Below are 882 nucleotides of genomic sequence, written 5' to 3' on the forward strand. Positions count from 1 at the left end.
GCCGATAGCTTTCATGCCAGGAATCGCCCGAATCTTTCCATGCTCATAGGCTTTCTCAAAAATTTTTTTTGCGAATTCGTACCACGAAACCTCTTTGTCCCCACAAAAATTATAGAGACCTCCCAGAGGCTTATTATCAATCATCGTAATAATTGCCTGCGCGATATCCCCGGCATAAGTCGGGCATCCTCTTTGATCATCGATTATCCGTAACTCCTCGAAATTATCGCTCAGGCGCAGCATGGTTTTGACAAAATTATTGCCGTATTCACTGAATACCCAGGCAGTGCGAATCACTACTGCCGCTGGCAAAATATCGAAAACAGCCCGTTCGCCGTTAAGTTTAGTTTGACCATAGATACTCAGCGGGTTTGTTGCGTCCGTTTCCAGATAAGGCGTTTTACCGGAGCCATCGAAAACGTAATCGGTTGAGACATGAAATAACACCGCCCCCACTTCTTTTGCAGCAAGGGCCAGATTCTCTGGCCCTTTAACATTGACTAAGGCAGCCAGTTCACTCTCACTCTCGGCTTTATCCACTGCTGTATATGCAGCCGCATTCACGATAATATCCGGGCAAAAATCGCGCACGCATGAAAGCACTTTTTCCTGGCTGGTGATATCCAGTTGAGCTGAATCTGTGGGCAGAATTTGCCAGGTGGCAGGCATTCGATCCTGAAAACAGAGACCTAATTGCCCATCGGATCCAGTCAGCAAAATTTTCATTGCGCCAGCTCCTTCAATCTCATCCCTAATTTATCTTTCGCTGATAGCACAGGAGCATCGACAGGCCAGTTAACGCCGATATCCGGATCATTCCAAAGCAAACATTTTTCATGACCCGGGCTATAAAACTCAGTGCATTTGTATTCGAAATCAGCG

At 46.4% G+C, this 882-nt stretch carries 2 protein-coding genes; both read right to left on the bottom strand.

Annotation, left to right across the window (positions count from 1 at the left end):
- Window positions 1-726 (bottom strand): dTDP-4-dehydrorhamnose reductase (rfbD, locus tag EYY67_RS24285; RefSeq protein WP_131694609.1); only part of this gene is annotated, 726 nt, incomplete at its 3' end.
- Window positions 723-882: dTDP-4-dehydrorhamnose 3,5-epimerase family protein (locus EYY67_RS24290; protein WP_165498004.1), on the bottom strand; the 160-nt coding region annotated here is incomplete at its 5' end. The genes EYY67_RS24290 and rfbD, both read right to left, overlap by 4 nt.

The organism is Rahnella victoriana (assembly GCF_004330295.1).
Lineage (GTDB): Bacteria > Pseudomonadota > Gammaproteobacteria > Enterobacterales > Enterobacteriaceae > Rahnella > Rahnella victoriana.